Raw genomic sequence first — 18,357 nt, forward strand, 5'->3', positions numbered from 1 at the left:
CGGTGCCACCCACCCGGCGGCCGGCTACCCCGGCTCAGTCAGCGGCCGGCTACCCCGGCTCAGTCGGCGAACCGGCCCGTGGTGGGGAAGCGGTGCCAGGCCCGGTGGGCCGGCATCAGCGCGAGCAGCTCCTGGACGGCCGCGGCGCCACCCTTGGCGGTCACCACACCCGCGGTGTCCTGCATCGCCGTGGCACGCAGCACCTCCTGGCCCGTGCCGAAGGCGGCGATCGCCTTGGCATGGCGCCACGCCTCGCCGAGCAGCTTGGCCACCCGCGGGTCCACGCCCTCCGGCCCGGGAGCGGCGGCCTTGGCGTCCAGGCCGTGCGCCGCGTCCGGGGCGGGCGGCGTGGCCGAGGCGAGCAGGACGGCGTCGAACTCCACGGACGCCGCCGTCAGGTAGGTGCGCTGCGCGACCACGTCCTTGCCCAGCAGCCGGGTGGCGGCCTCGCCGCCGGACGGGGCGACCACCAGGGGCACCATCCCGGCCTTGTCCACCGCGGCGACCGCGTCGGCGAGCTCGCCGGTGTCCACGTCCTCGCCGACGATGATCCCCACCTGACGGCCGGCCAGCGGCCACTCACCGCCGACCTGGGCCAGGGCCGGTGAGGGCTCGACGTCGGCCGGGGCCTCGGACGGCTTCGGTGCCGGAAGGCCCAGCCCCTCGGCGACGACCTGGGCCAGCGTGGCGTCGATGTTGGCCAGGGCGCGCAACTGGCGCTCGCGGATGGCCTGCTCGTAGCACTTGCCGAGCTCGAAGGTGTAGGCCTGGGCCACGTGCTCGCGCTCCACCTCGGTCAGGGACCGGAAGAACAACCGGGCCTGGCTGAAGTGGTCGTCGAAGGTGGCGGGCAGTGCCCGTTCCTTCACCGAGGCGGCCACCGGGGCGGGGTGGTCGATGAAGGGCCGCTCGCCGTCGGGGGTCTCGAACGGGTTGTTCCCGTCCAGGGTGTTCGGGCGGTAGGGGGCCACTCCGGTGTGCACGGCGGTCTGGTGCATGCCGTCCCGCAGCATGTCATTGACCTCCGCGTGCGGGCGGTTGATGGGCAGCTGGTTCCAGTTGGGGCCGCCGAGGCGGGTGATCTGGGTGTCCAGGTAGGAGAAGAGCCGGCCCTGCAGCAGCGGATCGTTGGTGACGTCGATGCCGGGGATGAGGTTGTTCGGGTTGAACGCCACCTGCTCGGTCTCGGCGAAGAAGTTCGAGGTGTTGCGGTTCAGGGTCAGCAGCCCGATCGGCTCGACGGGCGCCAGTTCCTCCGGGACGATCTTCGTGGGATCCAGCAGGTCGATCCCGGCGAACATCTGGTCCTCGTTGTCCTCGAAGACCTGCACGCCCAGCTCCCACTCCGGGAAGGCGCCCGCCTCGATCGCGTCCGCCAGGTCCCGGCGGTGGTAGTCCGGATCGGCGCCGTTGATGATCTGCGCCTCCTCCCACGTGACCGAGTGCACGCCCAGCTTCGGCTTCCAGTGGAACTTCACCAGCACCGTGGACCCGTCCTGGGCGATCAGCCGGAAGGTGTGGACGCCGAAGCCCTCCATCATCCGGTAGGACCGCGGGATGCCGCGATCGGACATGTTCCAGATCGTGTGGTGCTGGGCCTCGGTGTGCAGGGAGACGAAGTCCCAGAACGTGTCATGGGCGGACTGGGCCTGCGGGATCTCCCGGTCCGGGTGCGGCTTGACCGCGTGCACCACGTCCGGGAACTTGATGGCGTCCTGGATGAAGAACACCGGCATGTTGTTGCCGACCAGGTCCCAGGTGCCCTCGTCCGTGTAGAACTTGGTGGCGAAGCCGCGGGTGTCACGGGCCACGTCCATGGAGCCGCGCGAACCGACCACGGTGGAGAAACGGACGAAGACCTCGGTCTCCTTGTCCTTCTCGAAGACCCCCGCCCGGCAGATCTTCGCGGCCGTGCCGTAGCCGCGGAACACGCCGTGGGCGCCGGCGCCGCGGGCGTGCACCACCCGCTCGGGGATGCGCTCGTGGTCGAAGTGGCTGATCTTCTCGCGGAAGTGGTGGTCCTGCAGCAGCAGAGGTCCCCGGGGTCCGGCGCGCAGCGCGTGGTCCGAGTCCTTCAGCCGGGCGCCGTGGGCGGTGGTGAGGAACTCCCCGCCCTGGGCCATCTTCTCCTGCGGGGCACCGGTTTCCTGCCCGGTGGGGGAGACCGTGGCGGGCCCGGTCTGGTCAGGCTTCGGCGGCAACGGGCCGGCCGGAGTCGTGGGCTCCTCCAGCGGGGGCGGGACCGGGCCCGGGGTGCCGGGGATCTGGGGGTTCTCGGACATGGTGTTGCCTTTCGCCGTAGGTAAGGGCTCCGACCACCGTAGACAGGGGGCGGGGGGTCTTGGCCAGAAGCGACCGGCGCGGAGTGTGCGGCAGGTGGAGCCCTGCGGGCAAGACCTCGCGGACGGGGTCCTGCGCGTGAGGCCGGGAGAGTGGGACGATGGGCACGACGCAACCACGGGGTTCCGGGGCCGGGCGGGGTCGAGCCGGAACGGGGCCGGATCTGCAGGGGTGAGGGAGGTCCGTCATGACCAGGGAGACCGATCGGCGTCGGACTGATGACTGGGGCACCTTCGAGGGCCTGGAGGAGGAGTTCAGGAACGCCGTCTTCTGGTGGCTGCTCGTCCGCGGTGTCCTCGCCCTGGTCTTCGGCCTCGTCATGGTCTTCATGCCGGGAGCCGCAGCCGCGGCGCTGAGCATCGTCATCGGGATCTGGCTCGTCCTGGACGGGGTCACCGGCTGCGCGATCGCGGGCCGGCGCAAGAGTACGGGCCGCCGGTGGGGGATGCCCCTGCTCGGCGGGGTGGTGGCGATCCTGGCCGGCCTGGCCCTGGTGGTCTTCCCCTATGCCCTGGCCGTGGTGGGCGGGGTGGCCGTGCTGTGGATCCTGGCCATCGGCCTGGCGGTGCGCGGCCTGCTCGAGATCACCGACCGCCGATCCGGGAGGTGGGGCAGTTTCCTGGGCCTGATCAACGTGGTCGTCGCGATCGTGCTGGCGGTCGTCATGTTCGTGAACCCGCTCGTCGCGCTGGGTGCCCTGGTGCTCGTCGTCGGGATCTACGGCGTGGTGTTCGGGCTGACCACCATCATCAGCGCCTTCCGGGTGCGCCGCGCCTGACGATCCGCCCTGCCTGACCCCCGTCGGGCCTGACGGCGAGCCCAGCGGGGCCGGTGGTCGATGGATGAGGCGGAGCACCCGGACCCCGGGGCTCCGCGCCATCCATCGACCGGCAGCCGGTGAGGACGGCCAGGCTACTCGGCGGGCCACCCCGCGTTCGACTGCGCCGTCAGGGTGTCCCAGAAGGTGGTGTCCGCGGCCTCGATCGACCCGTCAGCGATCGCGCGCGCCGTGGACTCCAGCGTGGTCACGGTCTGCTTGATCAGGTAACCGTTCGACTTCTGGCCCAGGACGGAACCGGGGTTGGAGTGGTCGGACATCCCACGCATCTCGAACAGCAGCGTGGAGATGCCGTACTCCACGGCGATGCCGTTGCGCGCGATGTTCTCGGTGGCGCCGCCCACGTACTTGCCCAGGTGGCCCCAGCCGGTCGGCTCGATGGCGCCGTGGACGATCGCTCCGAGTCGCTTGGACCCGCCCAGGACCTCGGCGTCCACATTCGGGGTGGTCGGATGCAGGATCGACCCGGAGACCAGTTCACCGTCGGCCTGGGACCGGGAACCCTGGTGGTGCAGGTCGATCATGTAGTCGATGTCGTAGGCCTGCAGCACGTTCTCGTGCAGGGCCCGGGTCTCCGGCTCGACCTTGGCGATGTGGTCCCGGTTCAGGTCCACCTCGTGGGCGTTGTACCGGGTCAGGTGACGGTCCCCGGACGCGATGTAGTCCTCCAGGGAGAAGTCCACGTCACCCATGGCACCATCCGCGTTGAGCATCGGCACCACGAGGATGTTGACCCCGTCCAGCACGCCCTGGTTCTTGCCGGTGCCGAGCGACCTGATGAAGGACAGCGCGCCCTCCGTGGTGAGCTGCTCGTTGCCGTGCTGCTGGGTCAGGTAGAGGATCGTCGGGTTCTGCGGGTCGGAGAGGTACTTGACCAGGTGGATGTCCCGGCCCTTCACGGTCTGCCCGATGACCTCCAGCTCCATGGCCGGCTGCTTGGCCGCCTGCGTGTGCAGCTCCGCCACCAGCTCGTCGTAGGTGGTGAGGATCGAGGTGTTGATGGTCTCGTTGCCGCCGTAGTTCGGTCCCTTGCCCACGGCGAAGGCCGGTGGGGCCGCCAGCCCGGACCCCAGCGCCAGGCCGGCGGCGAGGGTGAGGGCGGCCAGCCGGCGGCCCCGGGGGCGCGGGGAACGCTGCGAGCCGGAGGAGTGTGGCGCGGAGGGGCGCGGTGCGGAGTGTGATGAGCGGGTCATGGCATCCTCTCGGGACGGACCCGGCCGGGAGGGGGCCGGGGCGCGGCGGGTTCTACGGGGAACCACCATGAGGACGGAGGCCGGCCACCGGGGGGCGTGTGACGCGGATCACCCAAGTCAACCCGGGGTTGACCGGGCCGTCAAGCACGCGTCGTGGCCGTCACGCCGCCCCCGCCCGGAGGGTGGTCACTGCGCTGCCTTGGAGTCCCCGTCGATGTTCAGCTGCTGGCCGGAGATGGTCCGGGCGGCCGGGCTGGCCAGGAACACGGCCAGGGCGGCGATGTCGGCCGGGTCGGTGAAGGACTTGATGGCCTGGTTCTCCAGGGCCGCCTCCCGCTCCTCCTCGATGCTGCGCCCGGAGACCTGGGCGCGGCCCTCGAACACCCTCTCCAGGCGGGGTCCGTTGACGCCACCGGGGTGGATGGAGTTCACCGTGATCCCGTGGGGGCCGAGTTCCAGGGACAGGGTCTTGGTGAACCCGACCAGGCCCCACTTGGTGGTGGCGTAGGCGATCCGGTTCGGGTAGCCGAAACGCCCGGCCAGGGAGGACATGACGATGATCGAACCGCGCCCGTTCTCCTTCAGCAGCGGAACGGCCTTGCGGGCCACCTCGAAGGTGCCGTTGAGGTTGACGTCCACGACGGCGGCCCAGGCGTCCGGGTCGTAGTCCTCCACGGGCGCGGTGGGTCCGGCGATGCCGGCGTTGGAGACCAACACGTCCAGCCCGCCGAGCTCCGCGCGGACGTCGGCCATCATGGCGTCGACGTCGGCGGCCCGGGACACGTCGCCCACGGAGGCGGTGAGGCCCGGGTGCTCGGCCAGGGCGGCCTGGACGGCGTCCGGGTCGATGTCCGCGATGTGGACGCGGTCACCGTTGGCGACGAAGGCCCGGGCGATGGCCAGTCCGATGCCGGAGGCGCCGGCGGTGACGAGTACGCGCTGGGACATGGGGATCTCCTTGTTCACGGCGGAGGCCGGCCCGGGGACCAGGTCCTGGAGGGAGCTGGTCCCCCGGAGGTCCTCACGGTGGATGTGCGGTGGATGTTCTGGGACCAGATCTACGCCGGACGCCGGGATCCGGCAACGTCAGGAGGCAGGATTCCGCACCGGGGAATGGGGGGAGCGCGCCGTCCGGCCGGCCTTCGCGCGACTGCGGATGGACTCAGGCCAGGGCCTCGACCCGGTCCCGGCCGTGGGCGGGACCGGCGCTCGTGCCGGGAGTGCGCCCGTCCTCGCGGCGGGCGGCCAGGGTGGCGAACGGCCCGCCGGCGGCCAGCAGTTCGGCGGGGCCGCCCTGTTCCACGATCCGTCCGCCCTCCAGCACCACCACCTGGTCGGCCCCGGTCACGGTGGACAGCCGGTGGGCGATCATCAGCGTGGTCCGTCCCACCGCCAGCCGGTCCAGTGCGGCCTGCACGCGGGCCTCGGTGGTGTTGTCCAGGGCGGAGGTGGCCTCGTCCAGCACCAGCACCGGCGGATTGCGCAGGATGGTCCGGGCGATCGCCAGCCGTTGCTGCTCACCCCCGGAGAAGCGGTGGCCGCGGGCGCCCACCACCGTGTCGAGTCCTTCGGGCAGGGCGGCGACGGTGTCCGACAGGGACGCGGCGCCGAGCACCTCCCAGAGCCTGGCGTCGGTGGCGTCCGGGTCGGCCAGCAGCAGGTTCTCCCGCACGGTGGCGTGGATCAGGTACGTCTCCTGGGAGACCACCCCGACGATCCTCGCCAGCACCTGCGGGTCGATCTCGCGCACGTCGACCCCGTCGATCGTGACCCGCCCCGCGGTGGCGTCGTGCAACCGGGGCAGCAGGGAGGCCAGGGTGGACTTGCCGGAACCGGTCGGGCCGACGACGGCGGTCGTGGTCCCCGCGGGCATCACCAGGTCGATGCGGTCCAGCACCGGGCGCCCCCCGGTGGGTGAGGCACCCGCGGCGGGGGCGGCGCCGTCGTCGTAGGTGAAGGAGGCCTGTTCGAAGCGGACCTCGCCGCGCACCCGCTCCGGGTCCAGCGGGACCGGATCGGCCGGTGGCCTGACCTGCGGGTCCAGGTCCAGGTACTCGAAGATGCGGGAGAAGAAGGCCAGGGCGGTGACCCACTGGACGCCGATGTTCAGCAGGCCCATCACGGGGCGGAACACGGTGCCCTGCAGTGCCGTGAACGCCACGAGCGTGCCGATGGTCATCCCCCCGGAGGTCGCGGGGAAACCGGCCGCGAGGTAGATGACCGCGGGGATCGCGGCGAAGACGACCTGCATGGTCGCCATCCGCCAGCGGCCGGCCAGCTGCGAGCGCATCTCCAGGTCGATCAGGGCCTCGGAGCGGTCGGTGAAGCGGGCGGCGTCGCGGGCGGTGGTGCCCAGGGTCTTCGCCAGCCGCACGCCGGAGACGGACAGGCCCTCCTCGACCTGGGTGTGGAGGGCGGCCAGGGTCTGCTGGCGTTCGTCGGTGACCTTGCGGCGGATCAGCGCGACCTTCCGGGAGAGCCAGATGGCCGGTGGCAGCACCAGCAGCGAGATCAGGGACAACTGCGGGGACAGGGCGACCATGGCGACCGCGGTGGCGACGGTGGTCGTGACGTTGGTGGCGACACCGGTGGCCGTGGAGGTGACCACGGACTGCATGCCCGCGATGTCATTGGTGAGCCGGGACTGGACCTCACCGCCGCGGGTGCGGGTGAAGAAGGACAGCGACTGCCTCTGCAGGTGGGTGAAGAGGTCCACGCGCAGGGTGTGCATGACCCGCTGGCCCATCCTCGTGGCCATCCAGGTCTGGACCACGCCGATGGCCGCGGTGAGGGCGGCGACCAGCACCATGGCGGCGGTGAGGGCCGAGAGCAGGGGGACGTCCTGGTGCGGCAGGGCGTCGTCGATGACGCCGCGCACCAGGAACGGCTGGGCCAGGTTGATGACGGAGGAGACGGTGATCAGCAGGACCACGACGGCGATGGTCGCCCGGTGCGGGACGAAGAGGGCCGCGATGCGGCGCAGGGAGACGGGGTGGCGCTGCAGCTGGGCCCGGTCCACAGGGTCGGGCCGGGCCGGACCCCGGCCGCCGCCGCGACCGGGGGCTGTGCCCGGGGTGGCGGGGGCCGTGAGCGTGGTGGGGGAACTCATGGGTGGGCGCTCCTTCGTGAGGGGCCTCCGTGGCGAGGTCGGGGGTGGGAATGTAGTGAGGTTACCTCACTAAGAGGTTGCAGGTCAATCTCGCGTAGGATGCAACGCATGCCGGTCCCCGCTGATTCCCCCGCCTCCCCGCCCGAGCTCGGTGACCTCATGCACGTGGCCTTCCGGCGACTGCGCCGCGGCTGGGGCGAGCAGCTGGCGCCGTTCGGCCTGACGCCGTACCAGTTCCGGGCGCTGCAGGCCGTGGCCGGGGGAGCGGCCGGGGGAGTGGCCACCGCGGACGCCGCCGCCGAGGGGCTGCGCCTGAAGGACCTGGCCGAGAGGCTGCGGATCGCCCCGCGCTCGGCCACCGAGGTGATCGACCAGTTGCAGGACCAGGGGCTCGTCGAGCGGCGGCCCGACCCCGCCGACCGGCGGGCCACGCGCATCGTGCTCACCGAGGACGGCGCCCGGGTGCGCGAGCAGGTCCGTGAGGAACGGCGCCGGCAGGCCGGGGACTACTTCTCCGTGCTGTCCGAGGGGGACCGGGCCGAGCTGGCGCGCATCCTCTCCGAGCTGGTGCGCTCGCACCCCTGAGGCGGCCGGCCGGCGTCGGGAGCGATCCGGTGGCGCCCGGATCGGCCGGAGCGGCTCCTCGCCGGTTTCTCCGGTCACGATGGACGCATCATCCCGGCAGGGGCCGGGGAGATGTCCATCCCGGGATGAGTGAGGCGGCGTGGGGGAATATCCGGGGTGCGCGAGCCGCTGAGACTGGGAGCCCCGATTCGATCCGGAAGGACCCCCATGGCCACCGTAGACCTCACCGTCGACAGCTTCGGCACCACCGTTGCCGAGAATGACACCGTCCTCGTGGACTTCTGGGCCGCCTGGTGCGGCCCCTGCCGCCAGTTCGCCCCCGTGTTCGACGCCGCCTCGGAGCAGCACCCGGACGTCGTCTTCGCCAAGGTGGACACCGAGGCGGAGCAGCAGCTGGCCGCCATGGCCGGCATCACCTCCATCCCCACGCTGATGGCCTTCCGCGGCGGCGTGCTGGTGTTCTCCCAGGCCGGTGCCCTGCCCGGTTCCGCGCTCGACCAGCTGCTGGACCAGGTCAAGGGCCTGGACATCGCCGAGGTGCGGCGGCTGGCCGAGGAGCAGGCCGGTGAGCAGGGCGATGGTCAGGGTGGCCAGCACGACGACGAGCCCTCCGCCCAGGAGGCCGTCCAGTCCGCCGCGGACCAGCTCAACGCGCTGCACGGCCGCTGACCCGGCGGCCGTTTCGCCCGGGGACGGTGGCAGGATGAGGGCATGCGCCCCGATGACCTCGACGCCCGGCTCATCCAGCTGCTGACCGACTCGCCGCAGCTGCCCGTGCTCGAGTGCGCGCGGCGCCTCGGCGTGGCCCGGGGGACGGTCACCAGCCGGTTGGCGCGGCTGCAGGCGGCCGGCGTGATCAGCGCGATCGTCCCCCAGGTGGACCCGGCGGGTTTCGGCTACGACCTGGTGGCGTTCTGCTCCGTGGACATCAACCAGCATGTCGGCCACGAACCGGTCACCGAGGCGATCCTCTCCGCCATCCCCGAGGTCACCGACCTCTACACGGTCACCGGCGACCATGACCTGCACCTGCGCGTGGTGGCCCGCAACGGCCAGGACCTGCAGGACGTGCTGGACCGGATCTCGCAGGTCCCCGGTGTCGCGCGGACCTCCTCCGCGCTGGCGTTGCGCACCCACGAGCAGGGCCGGACGCTGCCGCTGCTGCACGCGGTGGCGGCTTCCGGCGAATGACTGGTCAGACTGTCCACCCGCGGCCGCGCGATACCGGTCAGATTGCACAGACTGGCCAGCCGTTCGCCGGCTGATTGCACAACGTCGAAGGGCCGGTCACACTCCTTCTCGAGAGTCCTGATGCCCCGAGACGAGGAACGCCGCCATGACCGCAGTCGCCGATGCCCGCCCGACCACCGCCCACGCCGTGCAGGAGTCCGGCGCCGCCGGTGAGACCCGCGTCCCCACCGTCCCCCAGGCCGTCGCGCGGGTCGTGCGCGAGCAGGACACCCTCCTGTTCGGGCTGATGGGCAACGGCAACGCCCACCTGATCAGCGAGCTGACCAGCACGGGCTTCCCCTTCGTCACCGTCCGGCACGAGGCGGGCGCCGTCGCGGCCGCGGACGCCGCCTTCCGCGCGTCGGGACGGCTCGCCACCGCCACGGTCACCTATGGCGCCGGCTTCACGAACACCCTGACCGCCCTGGCCGAGGCCGCCCTGGCGCGCATCCCGCTGGTGCTGATCATCGGGGACGCCCCCACCACCGGTCCGCGCTTCTTCGACGTGGACCAGGTCGGCATGGCCGCCGCGGCCGGCGTCGAGACCGTCCGGCTGAACGACCACGACCCCGCCGCCCAGGTGCGCGATGCCTACGCCCGCGCCCGTGCCGAGTCCCGGCCCGTCGTGGTCGCCATCCCCTACGACCTGGTCGAGGCGCCGGTGCGCGGCTCCACCGGGGCGGACGGGCTGACGGGCGAGGCACCCCTCCACGGGTCCCTGCCGGCCCCGACCGGTGCCGGGATCGCCCCCTTCCTGGCCGCCCTGCGCGGCGCCAAGCGCCCCTTGATCATCGCCGGCCGCGGCGTCGTGGACTCCCCCGGGGCGCCGGAGGCCCTGCGCCGGCTGGCCGACGGACTGGGCGCCTTCATCGCGACCTCCGTGATGGCCCGCAACGTGGCCGGGCCCGAGGGCGACCTGGGCATCGCCGGCGGCTTCGCCCGGCTGGACCGCGCGGAGATCATGCGCCAGGCCGACGTCGTGCTCGTCGTCGGTGCCGGGATGAACCCGTTCCAGTTGCGTTACGGCACCCTCCTCGGAGCCGGGGCGACCGTGCTGCAGGTCGACACGCGGGACTGGAAGCGCCACGAGCGCACCGATCACTTCCTGGTGTCCGACGCCGGGGCCGCCCTGGGAGCCCTGGCGGCGGCGCTGGGTGCTACGCCGGACGAGAACGGCCGTCCCGACGGCGGCTGGCGCGCCCGGCAGGCCATCCCGGCGGCCCCGCGGCTGGAGACGGTGAGGGCCGACGGGTCCGTGGAGGACGGGCTCGCCGAGGACGGCCGGCTGAACCCGCGGTCCATGGCCCTCGCGCTGGAGGAGATCCTGCCGGCCGAGCGGACCTTCGTGCAGGACGGCGGCCACTTCATCGGCTGGGTGCCCCTGATGTGCTCGGTGCCGGACGCGCGCTCCCACACGTTCGTCGGCACCGCGTTCCAGTCGATCGGGCTGGGCTTCCCGTCCGCCGTGGGCGCCGCCGCGGCCCGGCCGGAGCGCACCACGGTGCTCGTCACCGGTGACGGTGGCGGGCTGATGGCCCTGGCCGATCTCGAGAGCTTCGTGCGCCAGGCCCGCTCCGGCGTGGTGGTCGTGTTCAACGACGCCGCCTACGGGGCCGAACTGCACCAGTACGCCGTCCGGGGCCTGGACGAGGAGGCGATGCTCATCGAGGAGGTGGACTTCGCCGCCGTCGGGCGCGCCTTCGGGGCCGAGGGCGTCAAGGCCCGCAGCCTGGCCGACCTGGATGCCCTGAAGGACTGGGTGGCCCGGGGTGCCGAGGGCGTGTTCGTGCTGGACCTGCCGATCTCGCGCAACGTGGTGGCCGAGTACATGGCGGAGTCCATGGCCGGTGCCCAGCCCGCACCGCGGCCGCTGCCCGTGGACTGAGCCGGTCCGCTGCCCCCGGGGTGGCAGGATGGGCGCTATGACGGCGAACGAGGGCGGTGGCAACCGCATGCTGGAGAGGGTGGCCGCCATCCTCGACGCGGTGGAGGCCGGCCCGGCCTCCGCGAGCGACATCGCCCGCCGCACGGAGCTGTCCGTGTCCACGGTGCACCGGCTCGCCCTGTCGATGGCCGAACTGGAGTTCCTGCGCCGTGATCCGGACGGCCGGTTCCGCCGCGGCGGCCGCTTCGTCCGGTCCGCACTCGAGAACGCCGCACTGCCCATCCTCACCGCGCTCCGTGACCGGACCGGTGAGACCTCCCAGTTATGGGTGCGGCGGGGCGGGGACCGGTTGTGCCTGGCCAGCGTGGACAGCACGCACACGCTGCGGGCCACCCTGCCCCCGGGGACCCGTCAACCCCTGCCCGCGGGATCGGCGGGGCGGTTGCTCGCCGCCGAGGACGAGGCCCTGGCCTCGGTCCGGGCGCGGGGCTGGGTGGAGTCCGTGGGGATGCGCACCCCGGGACTGGGCTCCGTCAGCGCGCCGGTGACCGTCCGGGGCGAACTGCTCGGGGCCGTCTGCGTCGCCGTGCCGCTGGCCCGGGTGGTGGGCAGCCCCGGAGAGGACTTCGGGCCCCTGACCGTCGAGGCGGCGGATCATCTCGCGGAGGTCATGGAGACCCTGCGTCTCAGCTGAGGCCGGGGGCGCCCACCCCCGATGGCGCCCCCCGCGACGCCCGCCCCCGGTGGCGCCCGTCCTGCGTGGCCCCGCGCTCGTGGACGGTGCCGCGGAGCACCGGCCCCGGACCGTGGACGTCCCGGGTCCCCACGCCCGGAGGCCGGGCCTGACCTGCGGCGCCGAAGAACATGGACACGGGGTGTTGTGAGCCCGATCACTCATTGCTACTGTCTTCCCACTAAACAGCAAACATTTCCCATCTGATGGGAAATTCAGCGGGAGGATATCGCGTGAGCGAAGCCATCAACACCGGGACGAACACCCTGCCCCTGGAGGGCGTGCGCGTCCTCGAACTCGGCAGCTTCATCGCCGCCCCGTTCGCCGCCCGCCTCTTCGGCGACTTCGGGGCCGAGGTCATCAAGATCGAGCGCCCCGCCGGCGGCGACGAGCTGCGCGACTGGCGCAAGACCCGCGGGCAGACGTCCATGCTGTTCCGCACCATGGGCCGCAACAAGAAGTCCGTCGCCCTGGACCTGCGCAGCGAGCTCGGCCGCGAGGCCGTGCTGAGGATGGCGGCGAGCGCCGATGTCGTGATCGAGAACTTCCGCCCGGGCACCCTGGAGAAGTGGGGGCTGGGCCCGGACGAGCTGATGGCCAGGAACCCGGACCTGGTGATGGTCCGGATCTCCGGCTACGGCCAGACCGGTCCCTACAAGGACCGGGCCGGCTTCGGCAGCTCGGCCGAGTCCTTCGCCGGCCTGCGCTACATCACCGGGGAGCCGGACCGCCCGGCCGGCCGTGCCGCCGCCTCCATGGGGGACACCGTCGCCGGACTCTACGGTGTCATCGGCGCCCTGATGCTCATGCTCCAGAAGGCCCGCGGTGGGGACACCCGTGGCCGGCAGGTCGTGGACGTGGCCCTGTATGAGGGCGTGTTCAGCCTGCTGGAATCCCTCGTTCCGGACTACGACGCCTACGGCATGGTCCGCCAGCGCACCGGCGGGCGCCTCCCCGGTGTGGTGCCGACCGGTTCCTACCCGACCGGGGACGGTCTCGAGGTGGTCATCGGCGGCAACTCCAACTCCGTGTTCAAGCGCCTCATGCGTGCCGTGGGCCGCGAGGACCTGGCCGAGGACGCGTCCCTGACGACCACCGAGGCCCGCGGCGACCGCGAGGAGGAGCTCAACGGCGTCATCTCCGAGTGGACCGGCGCCCGCCCGCTCAAGGAGGTCCTGGACGTGCTGAGCGAGCAGGGCGTGCCGGCCGGCCCGGTCTACGACGCCCCGTCCATCGCCCAGGACGAGCACTACATCGCCCGCGGGATGATCGAGACGCACGAAGTCGTCATCGAGGACGAGCCCGAGCTGATCCGCTTCCCCGGCGTGGTCCCCAAGATCCCGGGTCACGACGGGCGGGTGGCCTGGATCGGCCCGGACCTGGGTGAGCACACCGAGCAGGTGCTGCGCGAGGTCGCAGGGTTCGACGACGACCAGATCGCCGCCGTGTCCGCCTCCGGTGCCGAGGCGGTGCGCTGATGACCGCCATCCAGGTCACGGACGTCTTCCTGCGCGACGGCCTCCAGGACGAGCCCGTCACCCTGACTCCCGCACGGCGCGTCGAGATCGGCGAGGCCATCGCGGCCGCCGGCGTGCGGCGGATGGAGGTCGCCTCCTTCGTCAACCCCCGGCGCGTCCCGCAGATGGCCGGCGCCGAGGGGGTCCTGCAGTCCCTGCAGGAGGGCACGACGGCGGAGCTCACCGTCCTGGCGCTCAACGGCCGGGGCGTGGAGCGGGCGGTGGCGGCCGGCGCGCGGCACGTGCAGATCGTCACCTCCGCCAGCCAGGCGCATTCCTCGGCCAACGCCGGGCAGGGCATCGAGGAGGCCCTGGCGGGACTGGGGGAACAGGTGGCGGCCCACCCGGGCGTCGACTTCTTCGCCGGCATCTCGACCGCGTTCACCTGCCCGTTCGAGGGGGCGATCGATCCGGAGCACCTGCTGTGGATGGTCCGGTCCTTCAAGGCCATGGGCGTGACGGACATCGGCCTGGCGGACACCCTGGGCACCACGCCCACGGATGAGCTGATCGCCAGCCTCGACCACGTGCTGGCGGCCGAGCCCGAACTGACCTACTACCTGCACCTGCACAACGCCCACGGCCAGGCCCTGGCCACCGTGGACGCCGCGATCGAGCGCGGGATCACCCGCTTCGACGCCGCCCTCGGAGGGTACGGCGGCTGCCCCTTCGCCCCGGGCGCGGCCGGCAACCTCTCCACGGGGGAGCTGGTCCGCCACCTGCACGCCGCCGGGCACCTGACCGGGATCGACGAGGCCGCGCTGGCCGAGGCGACCGCCCTGGCCCGGAACCTTCTCGCCACGGCCCCCCGGCTCGCCGAGCCCTCCCACGCCTGACCTTCACCCCGGGCATCCCGGGCCCCCGGGCTCTCAGGGGCCCGCTATTCTCACCCCCACCTGACGAAAGGGACTGCCATGTCCACCACCTCCACCGACGAGACCACGGGGTCTCACGGCGATCGCGAGGCGATCGAGCAGGAGCTCACTGCCGGGACCGATCCCGCGTCCGAGGGCGGCCTGGGCCACCCTGTCGCCAAGGACGTCGACGGCCGCCCGGGCGTCCACTACACGGGCGCCGGGTGGAAGCGGATCGCCAGCGTGCCGATCGCGGTCTACCTGGTGATGGCCGGCGTCGTGCTCACGGCCGCCACCACCGGGGTACTGGCACCGTCCATGCTCTCCGGCTTCGCGGTGACCATCCTGCTGGGCGGGCTGTTCATCTGGCTCGGCAACCGGGTCCCCCTGATCCGGGACTACGGCCTGCCGACCATCCTCTGCACCTTCGCCCCCGCCACGCTGGCCTACCTCGGCGCCATCCCGGAACCGATCATCACCGTGGCCAGCACCTTCATCGACGAGCAGGGTTTCCTGGACTTCTTCGTCATGGCGATCATCGCCGGTTCCATCCTCGGCATGCCGCGCGCACTGCTGGTCAAGGCCGGCCCGCGGTTCGCCGTGCCCGTGGTGGGCACTATGGTGGCCACGTTCGTGGTGATCGGGCTGGTGTCCCTGCTGTTCGGCAAGGGGTTCATCGAGGGCATCCTGCTGGTGGCCGCGCCGATCATGGCCGGCGGCCTGGGCCTGGGCGCCCTGCCCATGTCCGAGATGTACGCCTCCCGCACCGGCCAGGACGCCTCCGCGTTCATGGGCGACCTGATGTCCGCCGTCGTGCTGGCCAATGTCTTCTGCATCATCATCGCAGGGCTGCTCAACGGCATCGGCAAGAACCGGCCCACCCTCTTCGTCGGCTTCACCGGCAACGGTGACCTGATGCGCGTCCAGGGCCCGCGCGGCGAGCTGACGATGCCGAAGAAGGCCGATACCTCCACGTACATCGCGCTCGGCAAGGGCCTGCTGTTCGCCGCCGTGATCTTCGTGGTCGGTGAATTGCTGGGCGCGTACCTGGAGTTCCTGCATCCCTACGCCTGGGCGATCATCATCATGGTGGTCCTGAAGCTGACCGGGTGGCTGCCGAAGGACCTCGAGGCCTCCGCCACCGACTGGGGAGAGCTGATCAACGCTGTCCTGGTCCCGGCCCTGCTCGTGGGCGTCTCCCTGACCTACATCAAGATCGACGAGGTCCTCGTCTCCCTGGCCGACCCGTCCTTCATCGTCCTGACGTTCCTGTGCGTGCTCGTGGCCGGGCTCTCCGCCGGCGTCATCGGCTGGCTGGTGAAGTTCAACTTCGTGGAGTCGGCGATCGTGCCCGGCCTGGTCATGGCGGACACCGGCGGATCCGGCGACGTCTCCGTCCTCAGCGCCTCCGAGCGCATGCACCTCATGCCGTTCGCGGCCATCACCAACCGCATCGGCGGCACCCTGGTGCTGTTCGTCACTTCGCTGATGGTGCCGCTGCTGGTCGGCTGACCCTCACCCCGAGTGTCCAGAGGTCAAAGGATGACCCGGAACGCCCCGATGCGGGGTGTTCCGGGTCATCCTTTGGCGTTCGGCCGTCGGAGGGGTCCGCGTGCGCACCGTGGCGGGCAGCGTGGGCCAGGTCACTGCAGTTGTGCACAACATGCAGTCGTGCAAAAATATGATCCATGACCCCTGCGGATACCCTCTCCCTGCGCGAGCGCAAAAAGCTCGAGACGTGGAATCTCATCCACGACGCGGCCGCCGGACTGGCCCTGGACGAGGACATCCCCTGCGTGACCGTCGAGGCCATCGCCAGCGAGGCCGGAGTGTCCCAGCGGACCTTCTTCAACTACTTCCCCACCAAGGAGGACGCCATCCTCGGCGTCCGCAGCCCCCAGCCCCCGGAACTGCCCGAGGGATTCCTGGACGGGGACGGCCTGTTGCGCCGCACCACGGAGCTGATGCTCGGCGTCAGCCGCAGCGCCTACGCCGAGGGGGACGTCGAGCGCCGGGGCCGGTTGTTCGCCAAGTTCCCGCACCTGCTCATCCGGCGCCGGGAGCTGTCCCTGGAGTGTGAGGACCTCGTCCAGCGCGCGCTCGCCGCGGCGATGGCCGGCCATCCCGAGTGGTCGCAGGGACTGCACGGGCACGGGGTCGAGGACACCGCCCGGATGCTGACCACCGCGGCGGGCACCCCGTTGCGCTACGCGATCATGGCCCAGGGCCCGCTGCCCACCGGACAGCTGGAGCCGGAGGCCGTCCTCGACGCGATCGAACTGTTCCAAGACCTCTACAGGAAGCTTTCATGACCCAGACCCCCCGCGACCGCCGTCGAAGTCCCACCGCCACCGCTCCGACGGAGGCCAGCGCCTCCGGTGCGGCCCCGAACCGGGCCGAGGCCGGTTCGACGATCCCCCCGGGGACGCTCGTCCCGCTCTTCGTCGGCCTCATGCTGGCGATGCTGCTGGCCGCCCTGAACCAGACGGTCTTCGCCACGGCCCTGCCCACGATCGTGGGCGAGCTCAACGGGGTGAGCCAGATGGTGTGGGTCATCACCGCCTACATCCTGGCCACCACCATCGTCATGCCCATCTACGGCAAGGTCGGTGACCAGATCGGCCGCAGGCCGCTGCTCATCGCCGCGATCAGCCTGTTCATGCTCGGCTCCGTGGTCGGCGGCCTGGCCGGGGACATGGGCATGCTGATCCTGTCCCGCGTCATCCAGGGCATCGGCGGCGGTGGACTGATGATCCTGGCCCAGGCGGCCATCGCCGACGTGGTCCCCGCCCGGGAACGCGGCAAGTACATGGGCGTCATGGGCGGGGTGTTCGCCCTGGCCTCCGTGGTGGGACCCCTGCTCGGCGGGTGGTTCACGGACGGACCCGGCTGGCGCTGGGCCTTCTGGATCAACATCCCGATCGGCGTGCTGGCCCTGCTGGCCGCGATCTTCTTCCTCAAGCTGCCCCGCCACCGGCACGGTCGCCCGACCCTGGACTGGTACGGGATGTCTCTGATCGCCGTCGCCACCACCGCCCTTGTGCTGGTCACCACCTGGGGCGGCGGCACCTACGCGTGGTCCGACCCGGTCATCCTGGGCCTGATCGCCGTGACGGTCGTGGCCGGTGTCGTCTTCGTGCTGGTCGAACGGCGCACCGCCGAGCCCCTGATCCCGATGTCCCTGTTCCGCGAGACCAACTTCGTGCTGACCACCGTGGCCGGCCTGTTCATCGGCGTGGCCATGTTCGGCGCCCTCGGGTACATGCCCACGTACCTGCAGATGTCCTTCGGCCTGGACGCCTCCGTCGCCGGCCTGGCGATGATCCCCATGATGGGCGCCATGCTGCTCACCTCGACGGCGTCCGGGGCGCTGATCTCCCGGTACGGCAAGTACAAGTGGTACCCCGTGGTGGGTGCGCTGGTCATCGCCGTCGCCCTGGTCCTGCTGTCCCTGATGGACCCGCACCAGCCCCTCTGGATGGCGTGCGGTTACATGGCACTGCTGGGGATGGGCCTCGGCCTGTCCATGCAGAACCTCGTGCTGATCGTGCAGAACACCTTCCCGGTCACCATGGTGGGCACCGCCACGGCCTCCAACAACTACTTCCGCCAGATCGGCGCCACCCTGGGCTCCTCCCTGGTCGGCAGCCTGTTCGCCTCGCGGCTGGCCGGACTGCTGGTCGAGCGGCTGCCCTCGGCGGGCGCGGGCCAGATGGGCAGTGCGGAGTCATTGACCCCGGCCGCGGTGTCCGCGCTGCCGGATCCGCTGCACGACCTGGTGATCACCGCATACTCGGACGCCCTGACCCCGATCTTCCTGTGGATCGCGCCGCTGGGCCTGATCGCCGCCGTCCTGCTGGTGTTCGTCACGGAGAAGCCGCTGGCCACCCGGATCGAGCGGGCGGTGGAGTCCGAACCGCTGGCCACGGGCAGCCTCTCGATCGTCATGCCCGGCTCGAGCCATGAGCCCGCGGGCGACTCCGCGCCCGAACGGAGCCACGCGCCCGCCCTGCGGTCCCGGTAGTACCGCCGTCGGCGACCGCCCGCGACGTCGTCCGCCGGCCGCGCAACCG

The 18,357-nt window shown here is 71.7% G+C and carries 15 protein-coding genes; 11 read left to right on the forward strand and 4 right to left on the reverse strand.

The features are described 5' to 3' along the window. Positions 1-59: 59 nt before the first annotated feature. On the reverse strand, positions 60-2,282 hold the full coding sequence (locus Q0283_RS01385) for a catalase (protein WP_183529327.1): 2,223 nt from the start codon (positions 2,280-2,282) through the stop codon (positions 60-62). A 245-nt stretch (positions 2,283-2,527) separates the two neighbouring features. On the opposite strand from Q0283_RS01385, the gene Q0283_RS01390 reads away from it, so the two are divergent. Beyond that, complete coding sequence (locus tag Q0283_RS01390; RefSeq protein ID WP_183529325.1) at positions 2,528-3,118, forward strand: HdeD family acid-resistance protein; 591 nt, start codon at positions 2,528-2,530, stop codon at positions 3,116-3,118. 134 nt (positions 3,119-3,252) lie between these two features. Here the strand turns inward: Q0283_RS01390 and Q0283_RS01395 are convergent, their stop codons facing one another. The 3 genes from Q0283_RS01395 to Q0283_RS01405 all read right to left on the reverse strand — a co-directional run bounded on the left by Q0283_RS01395 (position 3,253) and on the right by Q0283_RS01405 (position 7,480). Beyond that, positions 3,253-4,371, reverse strand: coding sequence for a M14 family zinc carboxypeptidase (locus Q0283_RS01395; protein ID WP_298042114.1), 1,119 nt, complete (start codon positions 4,369-4,371; stop codon positions 3,253-3,255). A gap of 186 nt (positions 4,372-4,557) precedes the next feature. Then, entirely contained in the window at positions 4,558-5,319 is a 762-nt protein-coding gene (locus Q0283_RS01400) for an SDR family oxidoreductase (RefSeq protein ID WP_183529323.1), read from the reverse strand. Positions 5,320-5,533: 214 nt separating this feature from the next. Continuing rightward, positions 5,534-7,480, reverse strand: a complete 1,947-nt coding sequence (locus Q0283_RS01405; protein ID WP_298042117.1) for an ABC transporter ATP-binding protein — start codon at positions 7,478-7,480, stop codon at positions 5,534-5,536. 108 nt (positions 7,481-7,588) lie between these two features. Between Q0283_RS01405 and Q0283_RS01410 the strand changes: the two genes are divergently transcribed. The 10 genes from Q0283_RS01410 (at position 7,589) to Q0283_RS01455 (ending at position 18,308) form a co-directional block, all read left to right on the forward strand. After that, positions 7,589-8,065: a MarR family winged helix-turn-helix transcriptional regulator gene (locus tag Q0283_RS01410; RefSeq protein ID WP_298042120.1), complete on the forward strand. Its 477-nt coding sequence runs from the start codon at positions 7,589-7,591 to the stop codon at positions 8,063-8,065. A 207-nt stretch (positions 8,066-8,272) separates the two neighbouring features. Continuing rightward, positions 8,273-8,734 (forward strand): thioredoxin, encoded by a 462-nt coding sequence (gene trxA / locus Q0283_RS01415; protein WP_183529317.1) that lies wholly within the window; start codon positions 8,273-8,275, stop codon positions 8,732-8,734. Positions 8,735-8,776: 42 nt separating this feature from the next. Further along, a complete protein-coding gene (locus tag Q0283_RS01420) occupies positions 8,777-9,256 on the forward strand; it encodes an Lrp/AsnC family transcriptional regulator (protein ID WP_183529315.1) in 480 nt (159 codons plus the stop codon). A gap of 145 nt (positions 9,257-9,401) precedes the next feature. Then, positions 9,402-11,180, forward strand: a complete 1,779-nt coding sequence (locus Q0283_RS01425) for a thiamine pyrophosphate-binding protein (RefSeq protein ID WP_298042125.1) — start codon at positions 9,402-9,404, stop codon at positions 11,178-11,180. Between the two features lie 37 nt (positions 11,181-11,217). Beyond that, positions 11,218-11,874: an IclR family transcriptional regulator gene (locus tag Q0283_RS01430; protein ID WP_183529311.1), complete on the forward strand. Its 657-nt coding sequence runs from the start codon at positions 11,218-11,220 to the stop codon at positions 11,872-11,874. A gap of 272 nt (positions 11,875-12,146) precedes the next feature. Further along, positions 12,147-13,391, forward strand: a complete 1,245-nt coding sequence (locus Q0283_RS01435; RefSeq protein WP_183529309.1) for a CaiB/BaiF CoA-transferase family protein — start codon at positions 12,147-12,149, stop codon at positions 13,389-13,391. After that, on the forward strand, positions 13,391-14,266 hold the full coding sequence (locus Q0283_RS01440) for a hydroxymethylglutaryl-CoA lyase (RefSeq protein WP_183529307.1): 876 nt from the start codon (positions 13,391-13,393) through the stop codon (positions 14,264-14,266). Before Q0283_RS01435 ends, Q0283_RS01440 begins: the two co-directional genes overlap by 1 nt. Before the next feature lie 78 nt (positions 14,267-14,344). After that, positions 14,345-15,796, forward strand: a complete 1,452-nt coding sequence (locus tag Q0283_RS01445; protein WP_183529305.1) for a 2-hydroxycarboxylate transporter family protein — start codon at positions 14,345-14,347, stop codon at positions 15,794-15,796. A 176-nt stretch (positions 15,797-15,972) separates the two neighbouring features. Beyond that, positions 15,973-16,596 carry a TetR/AcrR family transcriptional regulator gene (locus Q0283_RS01450; RefSeq protein WP_221243768.1) on the forward strand — a complete coding sequence of 208 codons (624 nt, stop codon included), beginning with the start codon at positions 15,973-15,975 and terminating at the stop codon, positions 16,594-16,596. Continuing rightward, positions 16,593-18,308, forward strand: a complete 1,716-nt coding sequence (locus Q0283_RS01455; protein WP_298042135.1) for an MDR family MFS transporter — start codon at positions 16,593-16,595, stop codon at positions 18,306-18,308. The genes Q0283_RS01450 and Q0283_RS01455 overlap by 4 nt, the downstream gene beginning before the upstream one ends. Positions 18,309-18,357: the final 49 nt, after the last annotated feature.

It is taken from the genome of uncultured Citricoccus sp. (assembly GCF_937871995.1).
GTDB lineage: Bacteria > Actinomycetota > Actinomycetes > Actinomycetales > Micrococcaceae > Citricoccus.

What these genes read in the sequence shown, in the direction of transcription:
- Q0283_RS01450 (WP_221243768.1), top strand. Translation starts at nt 15,973, where the DNA reads ATGACCCCTGCGGATACCCTCTCCCTGCGCGAGCGCAAAAAGCTCGAG.
- Q0283_RS01455 (WP_298042135.1), top strand. Translation starts at nt 16,593, where the DNA reads ATGACCCAGACCCCCCGCGACCGCCGTCGAAGTCCCACCGCCACCGCT.
- Q0283_RS01385 (WP_183529327.1), bottom strand. Translation starts at nt 2,282, where the DNA reads ATGTCCGAGAACCCCCAGATCCCCGGCACCCCGGGCCCGGTCCCGCCC.
- Q0283_RS01405 (WP_298042117.1), bottom strand. Translation starts at nt 7,480, where the DNA reads ATGAGTTCCCCCACCACGCTCACGGCCCCCGCCACCCCGGGCACAGCC.
- Q0283_RS01445 (WP_183529305.1), top strand. Translation starts at nt 14,345, where the DNA reads ATGTCCACCACCTCCACCGACGAGACCACGGGGTCTCACGGCGATCGC.
- Q0283_RS01390 (WP_183529325.1), top strand. Translation starts at nt 2,528, where the DNA reads ATGACCAGGGAGACCGATCGGCGTCGGACTGATGACTGGGGCACCTTC.
- Q0283_RS01440 (WP_183529307.1), top strand. Translation starts at nt 13,391, where the DNA reads ATGACCGCCATCCAGGTCACGGACGTCTTCCTGCGCGACGGCCTCCAG.
- Q0283_RS01420 (WP_183529315.1), top strand. Translation starts at nt 8,777, where the DNA reads ATGCGCCCCGATGACCTCGACGCCCGGCTCATCCAGCTGCTGACCGAC.
- Q0283_RS01430 (WP_183529311.1), top strand. Translation starts at nt 11,218, where the DNA reads ATGACGGCGAACGAGGGCGGTGGCAACCGCATGCTGGAGAGGGTGGCC.
- Q0283_RS01400 (WP_183529323.1), bottom strand. Translation starts at nt 5,319, where the DNA reads ATGTCCCAGCGCGTACTCGTCACCGCCGGCGCCTCCGGCATCGGACTG.
- Q0283_RS01425 (WP_298042125.1), top strand. Translation starts at nt 9,402, where the DNA reads ATGACCGCAGTCGCCGATGCCCGCCCGACCACCGCCCACGCCGTGCAG.
- trxA (WP_183529317.1), top strand. Translation starts at nt 8,273, where the DNA reads ATGGCCACCGTAGACCTCACCGTCGACAGCTTCGGCACCACCGTTGCC.
- Q0283_RS01410 (WP_298042120.1), top strand. Translation starts at nt 7,589, where the DNA reads ATGCCGGTCCCCGCTGATTCCCCCGCCTCCCCGCCCGAGCTCGGTGAC.
- Q0283_RS01395 (WP_298042114.1), bottom strand. Translation starts at nt 4,371, where the DNA reads ATGACCCGCTCATCACACTCCGCACCGCGCCCCTCCGCGCCACACTCC.